The organism is Inquilinus sp. YAF38, from assembly GCF_052113205.1.
Taxonomy (GTDB): Bacteria; Pseudomonadota; Alphaproteobacteria; order DSM-16000; family Inquilinaceae; genus Inquilinus.
In genome coordinates, this window is sequence record NZ_JBFRCU010000007.1 from 134,556 (window position 1) to 141,394 (window position 6,839).

The 6,839-nt window shown below is 69.5% G+C and carries 7 protein-coding genes; 4 read left to right on the top strand and 3 right to left on the bottom strand.

The features are described 5' to 3' along the window. The first annotated feature begins 111 nt into the window (after positions 1-111). The 4 genes from AB4Z01_RS05215 (at position 112) to AB4Z01_RS05230 (ending at position 4,816) form a co-directional block, all read left to right on the top strand. Positions 112-408 (top strand): DUF2934 domain-containing protein, encoded by a 297-nt coding sequence (locus AB4Z01_RS05215; protein WP_441691258.1) that lies wholly within the window; start codon positions 112-114, stop codon positions 406-408. Between the two features lie 27 nt (positions 409-435). After that, positions 436-1,605, top strand: coding sequence for a baeRF3 domain-containing protein (locus tag AB4Z01_RS05220; protein WP_441691260.1), 1,170 nt, complete (start codon positions 436-438; stop codon positions 1,603-1,605). Positions 1,606-1,655: 50 nt separating this feature from the next. Beyond that, on the top strand, positions 1,656-2,600 hold the full coding sequence (locus AB4Z01_RS05225) for an NADP-dependent oxidoreductase (protein ID WP_441691262.1): 945 nt from the start codon (positions 1,656-1,658) through the stop codon (positions 2,598-2,600). Positions 2,601-2,704: 104 nt separating this feature from the next. After that, a complete protein-coding gene (locus tag AB4Z01_RS05230) occupies positions 2,705-4,816 on the top strand; it encodes a catalase (RefSeq protein WP_441691264.1) in 2,112 nt (703 codons plus the stop codon). Positions 4,817-4,897: 81 nt separating this feature from the next. Here AB4Z01_RS05230 and AB4Z01_RS05235 read toward each other — a convergent pair whose 3' ends face one another. The 3 genes from AB4Z01_RS05235 to AB4Z01_RS05245 form a co-directional block, all read right to left on the bottom strand. After that, on the bottom strand, positions 4,898-5,509 hold the full coding sequence (locus tag AB4Z01_RS05235; RefSeq protein ID WP_441691266.1) for a cysteine hydrolase family protein: 612 nt from the start codon (positions 5,507-5,509) through the stop codon (positions 4,898-4,900). A gap of 34 nt (positions 5,510-5,543) precedes the next feature. Beyond that, positions 5,544-6,413, bottom strand: a complete 870-nt coding sequence (locus tag AB4Z01_RS05240; RefSeq protein WP_441691268.1) for an SDR family oxidoreductase — start codon at positions 6,411-6,413, stop codon at positions 5,544-5,546. 209 nt (positions 6,414-6,622) lie between these two features. After that, positions 6,623-6,839: YciE/YciF ferroxidase family protein (locus tag AB4Z01_RS05245; protein WP_441691270.1), on the bottom strand; the 217-nt coding region annotated here is incomplete at its 5' end.

Genomic DNA, 6,839 nt, shown 5'->3' on the forward strand with positions numbered 1-6,839 from the left:
CGCCGCGGGGTCGAGTTCCCTCGAACCAACCGGCACGGCGGGCTCCAAACCAGTCGGAACCGCCTTTCTGTTGAGCCTGTTCGCCAGTGAAAGGCATCCAGGAGGAACGATATGGACGATCTCGAGCAGCGGATCCGCGCGCACGCGCATCGCATCTGGATCGAGGAAGGCCGCCCTTCCGGGCGGGAGGATGCGCATTGGGAGATGGCGCGGGAGCTGGTCGCGATCGAGGACAACCAGCGCAACGCCACCAAGCCGAACCCGGTCGCGACGGAGGGCGAGGAGGCCATTCACCCCGAGCCGGTCGAGCCGATCGAGGCCGTGGAGTCGCTCGGCGACCTGCCCGGCCGGACCGACCAGGCTGAACGCCCGGACTACCCGCAGCGGAAGCGCAAGCGCGCCCGCTGATCTGCAGAAGGAGGAGGAGGCCCGCTTATGGCGCACCCGACAGCCGACCCCACGATCAGCCCGCAGGACCGGGCATGGCTCGTGGCCGCCCATGATCCCGCGGTCACCCTCTACGTTGCCACCGAGCCGGTGCAGCGCGCAGCAGGTGGCCTCGGGGCGAAGCGACGGAACCTGAAGCACATGCTGCAGGAGCGGCTGCAGGCCGCCGATCTCGCACCGGATCAGCGCCAGGCGCTGCTGGCTGCGGGCGAAGAGGCCCTGTCCACCGCCGATTTCCCTTCGCTCGACCCCGGCTTCGCGCTGTTCCTGGCGGAGGATCGCGTCCACGCACTGCCGCTGGACGAGGCGCCGCCGGAGGATATGAGCGCGGTCGGACATCGCTTCCTGCTACGCCCGATCCTCGACCGCTTCGGCGCGGCCGACCATTTCCACATCCTGGCGATCAGCGCCGGCGGCACCCGCCTGTTCGAGGCGACGCGCGAGACGTGCCGCGACATCACGCCGCCGGATCTGCCGCGCTCCCTCGACCAGGTGGCGGCGGAGACCGATGTCGAGGCCACGAAGCAGGCCAATGCGGCCGGGCACGGCGGTGCCGGCGAGGCCGCCTCCGCGGCCCGGCACAGCTATGAGAGCCCGGCGGAGCTGCACGCGACCCAGCTCGTCGATTTCGTGCGCCGCTCGGTCAAGGCGGTGCGGCGCCGGCTGGCCGGCGACCCGGCGCCGGTCGTCCTGGTCGCCGAGCCGGATCTGGCCGGCCATGTCCGCAACGTGGGTGACTGGCCGGAGCTGTTGCCCGATTTCGTGAACCGTCATCCTGCGCGGATGGATGACCAGGAGCTGCATGACGCCGCCCTGGCCGTTCTGCCGCCTGAGGACGCGAAGGCGGAACCGGTGCTGGACCGCATCAAGGCCCGGCTGGGAACGGCAGAGCCCACGGTGGCGATCAGGCTGGAGGAGATCCTGGCCGCCGCGCGCGATGGCCGGGTGGACTCGCTGCTGATCGCCGCGGACGAGACGATCTGGGGCCATTTCGACGAGGGCAGGGGCATCGCCGCGGCGCGCGGCACCCCGAACGGCGAGGAGGACCTGCTGAACCTGGCGGCCGTGATGACGCTGGCGACCGGCGGCACCGCCTTCAGCCTGCCGCGGGACAAGCTGCCGCGCTCGGTGCCGGCCGCGGCTGCGCTGCGCTACTGAGGCAGCGGGCGGAGCGGCGGCGCGACCAGACTCTGATCAGGAGACATGCCATGACCACGATGCGATGCGTCCGGATCCACGGCTTCGGCGGCCCCGAGGCGCTGTCGCTCGAGGAGGTGGCCATGCCGCATCCGGCGGGAGGCGAGGTGCTGGTGCGGGTGCACGCCGCCAGCGTCAACCCGGTCGACGCCAAGATCCGCTCCGGCCGCTATCCGCGGGTGCAGGCCGACCAGCTGCCGCTGACCCTGGGCCGGGATGTGGCCGGCGAGGTGGTGGAAAGTGGCGGCGGCACCGGGCTGCCCATGGTCGGCACCGCGGTCCATGCCATGCTCGGCTGGGATCGCGGCGGCTATGCCGACTATGCCGTGGTCAAGGCGGCCGAGCTGGCGCCGCAGCCGGACGGACTGGATGCCGTCGAGGCGGCTGCCGTGCCGCTGGCGGGGCTGACCGCATGGCAGGGGCTGTTCGACCATGGCGGCCTGCAGGCGGGCCAGCGGGTCCTGATCCATGGCGGCGCCGGCGGCGTCGGCCACTTCGCGGTCCAGTTCGCCAAGGCGCGCGGTGCCTTCGTCGCCACCACCGTCTCGGGCGACGACCTCGCCTTCGCCCATGAGCTCGGCGCCGACCAGGCCGTCGACTACGAAGCCGACCGGTTCGAGGAGATGGTGCAGCCGGTCGACGTCGTGTTCGACCTGGTGGGCGGCGAGACCCAGGCGCGCTCCTGGGGCGTGCTGAAGCCCGGCGGCATCCTGGTGTCGACGCTGGGGCCGCCGGACGAGGAACACGCCAAGGCCCACGGCGCCCGCGGCGCCGGCTACATGGCGCAGCCGAACGGCTCGCAGCTGGCCGAGATCGACCGGCTGATCGCCGATGGCAAGGTTCGCCCCGTCATCGGCGCCGTGCTGCGCCTGCCCGAGGCCGCGGTCGCGCATGAGCGGCTGGAGCGGCATCGGGTGCGCGGCAAGCTGGTGCTCGAGGTCGCCGCGACAGACTGACCGACCCGGTGGGTGGAACCGCGCCGCCGCCCGTCCGATTGGTCCTGCATGGCGCCACCGGCGCGGACGCGTCGGACCGCCCAGGCAAATCCGCGGGAACCCATATGGCCAGATCATCCAAGCGTGCCGCTCCGGATCGGGCGAAGATCCACGACCAGACGCTCATTCGCGGCCATGGCGGCGAGCTGCACCAGGTCGCCGAGGGCGAGACCCCGATCCTCACCACAGCCCAGGGCGGGCCGGTCTCGGACGACCAGAACTCGCTGAGAATCGGCGAGCGCGGCCCTACCGCGCTGGAGGACTTCCACTTCCGTGAGAAGATCTTCCACTTCGACCACGAGCGCATCCCGGAGCGCGTGGTCCATGCCCGCGGCTATGGCGCGCATGGATATTTCGAGACCACCGAGGCCCTGACCGACGTCACCCGCGCCGACATTTTCCAGCGGGTGGGTGAGCGCACGCCGGCCTTCGTCCGCTTCTCCACGGTCGCCGGCAGCAAGGGCTCCTTCGACCTGGCGCGCGACGTCCGCGGCTTCGCCGTCAAGCTCTACACCCAGGAGGGCAACTGGGACATCGTCGGCAACAACATCCCGGTGTTCTTCATCCAGGACGCGATCAAGTTCCCGGATGTGATCCATTCGGTGAAGCCTGAGCCCGACCGCGGCTTCCCCCAGGCGCAGTCGGCGCATGACAATTTCTGGGACTTCATCAGCCTGACCCCGGAAAGCATGCACATGATCATGTGGGTCATGTCCGACCGGGCAATCCCGCGCTCCTTCCGCTTCATGGAGGGGTTCGGCGTCCACAGCTTCCGCTTCGTCAACGCCGACGGGAAGTCGACCTTCGTCAAGTTCCACTGGAAGCCGAAGCTCGGGATGCAGTCGGTGGTGTGGAACGAGGCGGTCAAGATCAACGGCGCCGACCCGGACTTCCACCGCCGCGACCTGTGGCAGGCGATCCAGTCGGGCAATTTCCCGGAATGGGAGCTGCGGGTGCAGCTGTTCGACCAGGACTTCGCCGACCGGTTCGACTTCGACATCCTCGACCCGACCAAGCTGATCCCGGAGGAGGTGCTGCCGCCGCGGACGGTCGGGCGGCTGGTGCTGGACCGCATGCCGGAGAATTTCTTTGCCGAGACCGAGCAGGTGGCGTTCATGACCCAGAACGTCCCGCCCGGCGTAGACTTCTCGAACGACCCGCTGCTGCAGGGCCGCAACTTCTCCTATCTCGACACCCAGCTGAAGCGGCTCGGCAGCACCAACTTCACGCATCTGCCGATCAATGCGCCGAAATGCCCGTTCCATCATTTCCAGCAGGACGGGCACATGGCGATGCGGAACCCGGCCGGCCGCGTCAACTACCAGCCCAACTCCTGGGGCGAAGGGCCTCGGGAGTCGCCGGAGAAGGGCTTCCGGTCCTTTCCCGCCGAGGAGGCGGGGCCGAAGCAGCGAATCCGCGCGGAGAGCTTCGCCGACCATTACAGCCAGGCCCGGCAGTTCTACATCAGCCAGACGCCGGTCGAGCAGGCCCACATCGCCGCCGCCCTGACCTTCGAGCTGAGCAAGGTCGAGACCCCTGTCATCCGGGAGCGCCTGGTCGCGCATCTGCTCAACATCGACAACGGCCTGGCCAAGTCGGTGGCGCAGGCTCTGGGCCTGGACGGCCTGCCCAAGCCGGCACCGGCCGCCATCGCTCCGCGCCAGGATCTGGAGCCGTCGCCGGCGCTCAGCATCCTCAAGAACGGGCCGCAGCGCTTCGAGGGCCGCAAGCTCGGCATCCTGGTCACCGACGGCGTCGATGCGGCGATCCTGAACGGGCTGATCAAAGCGCTGAAGCGCGAAAAGGCGGTGCATGAGATCATCGCGCCGAAGGTCGGCGGCGTCACCGCGAGCGACGGCAGCAAGGTCGCCGCGGATCAGATGCTGGCCGGAGCCCCTTCCGTTCTCTATGACGCGGTGGCCTTGCTGCCCTCGGAGGTCGGGATGGCGGCCCTGCTGTCCGATCCGGCCGCGCGCGACTTCGTCGCCGACGCCTTTGCCCATTGCAAGTTCATCGGCCACGTCCCGGCGGCCCGGCCGCTGTTCGACAAGGTGGGGATCGCCGATGGCCTGGACGACGGCGTGATCGAGATCGTCGGCGCCGGGGCCGCGGCGGGCTTCGTCGAAGCGCTCGGCCGTCTGCGGTTCTGGGAGCGCGAGGGCGCGCCGGCCGGCTAGGGGCCGGCGGCGTGTCATCTCCAAGCGTCGGATGGTCGGCCGAATCCAAGCCGGTCGCGGCGCCGCACGAGAAAGCCCCGGTCACGACCAGGCATCGAGAATCAAATCGACCGGGGCGACCTCGATCTGCTGCGAGAAGCGCTCATGGAAGAGCCGGAGCAGATCGTCATGGGTCGTGTCGGAGGTGCTGCAGACCGCGTCCTCCGCCAGCACCAGGCGATAGCCGCGGTCGACCGCGGCGAGGGCGGTCGCCAGCACGCAGATGTCCGTCTCGCCGCCGGACAGGATGAGCGTGTCGATCGCGCCGGCGCGAAGCCGCTCACCAAGCCCAGGGGCGGTAAAGGCGGAATAGCCGTGCTTGTCGAAGACCACGGCCGGCGGCACGAACTCCGCCAGCATCGGCACCAGCTCCAGCAGCCTGGGATCCAGCATCCCGCGCGTCATCTCCGCCCAGCGGGTATAGTAGCGCCGCCAGCTGCCGGGCAGCTCGTCGGGATGGCGGGGCGGCAGGAAACGGGTGAAGATGGTGTGCTGCGGCCGGTGACGGACGAGGCGCCGCACCATGGGCGAGGTCCGCTGCGCCCACGGCACATGCCAGGCGGTCTGCTGCGCGAACAGCTCCTGCATGTCGATGCAGAGATGGACCGTCCTGTCCCCCAGCCGGCCGAACGGCAGCGCTTCGCCGGGTGTCACGACGGCATCGCCGGCGATGGGGCCCGCGAGGGCATCACAGCATGGGGCGGCCGCCGGTCACCGGCAGCAGGGCGCCGGTGATGTAGCTTGCCTCCTGCGACGCCAGCAGGACATAGGCCGGGGCCAGCTCGGCCGGCTGCGCCGCACGGCCCAGCGGGGTGTTGCCGCCGAAGTGTTCAACCTTCTCCGACGGCATGGTCGACGGGATCAGGGGTGTCCACACCGGACCGGGTGCGACGCAGTTCACCCGGATGCCCTTGTCCGCCAGCAGCTGGGCCAGCCCCGCGGTGAAGTTCGCGATCGCCCCTTTGGTCGTGGCATAGGGCAGCAATGTCGGCGACGGCGACTTCGAGTTGATCGACGCGGTGTTGACGATCGAGCCGCCGGGCTTCATGTGCGCTACGGCCGCCTTCGACAGATAGAACTGGCTGTGGATGTTGGTGCGGAAGGTCTTGTCCCACTCCTCGGCGGAGATCTCCTCCAACGTCTCGTGGGTCATCTGATAGGCGGCGTTGTTCACCAGGATGTCCAGGCCGCCCAGCTGCCGCACCGCCTGCTCGACCAGCTCGCGGCAATGGCCCTCGTCGCTGACGTCGCCGGCGATCGTCACCGCCCGTCGGCCGGCCTTCGTCACCCAATCGGCGGTTTCGCGGGCATCCTCATGCTCGTTCAGATACGAGATCAGGACGTCGGCGCCCTCCCGGGCAAAGGCGATCGCCACGGCGCGGCCGATCCCGGAATCTCCGCCGGTGATCAGCGCGACCTTGCCGTCCAGGCGACCGCTGCCACGGTAGCTGTCCTCGCCATGATCGGGGCGCGGATCCATCGCGGATGTCGTGCCCGGCGGCCGCTGCTGCTGTGCCGGCTGAGGCGGCCGCGGACCGGCCGTTTTCGGATCGGTCATGATGGTCTCCGTCGGATGTCCGGACGTCGATAGACTCGATGGGCGCAGGAGATCGCCGTTCCGTGTCGGACAGACCGCTGGACTTCAGAATCTCCTGCAGGGCCGTGACGCGGCGCACGGCCTCGTGGGTATGCTTCGTTCGTGATCGCCCGCGGCGAGCGAGATGTGGCCCGGCATCCGGACGGATCATCGCTCGCCGCAGCGCCGGATCAGGCTGCCTTCCGGTTGAGGCTGCTTTCCGCGAGCCTCGACAGCAGCTGGTCGGTCTTCTTCTCTTCCTGCAGGGTCTGCTCGAGCAGACGCACGGCCTCCGGCATGTTGAGCTTGGCGGCCCAGGCCTTCAGCGTGCCGTAGCGGGAGATCTCGTAGTGCTCGACGGCCTGGGCGCCCGAGAGCAGCCCGGCATCGAGCGCGGAGGTGTTCTTG

Bases quoted from the DNA above. Each gene is read 5' to 3' on its own strand.
- AB4Z01_RS05230 (WP_441691264.1), top strand. From the start codon at position 2,705: ATGGCCAGATCATCCAAGCGTGCCGCTCCGGATCGGGCGAAGATCCAC.
- AB4Z01_RS05225 (WP_441691262.1), top strand. From the start codon at position 1,656: ATGACCACGATGCGATGCGTCCGGATCCACGGCTTCGGCGGCCCCGAG.
- AB4Z01_RS05240 (WP_441691268.1), bottom strand. From the start codon at position 6,413: ATGACCGATCCGAAAACGGCCGGTCCGCGGCCGCCTCAGCCGGCACAG.
- AB4Z01_RS05220 (WP_441691260.1), top strand. From the start codon at position 436: ATGGCGCACCCGACAGCCGACCCCACGATCAGCCCGCAGGACCGGGCA.
- AB4Z01_RS05215 (WP_441691258.1), top strand. From the start codon at position 112: ATGGACGATCTCGAGCAGCGGATCCGCGCGCACGCGCATCGCATCTGG.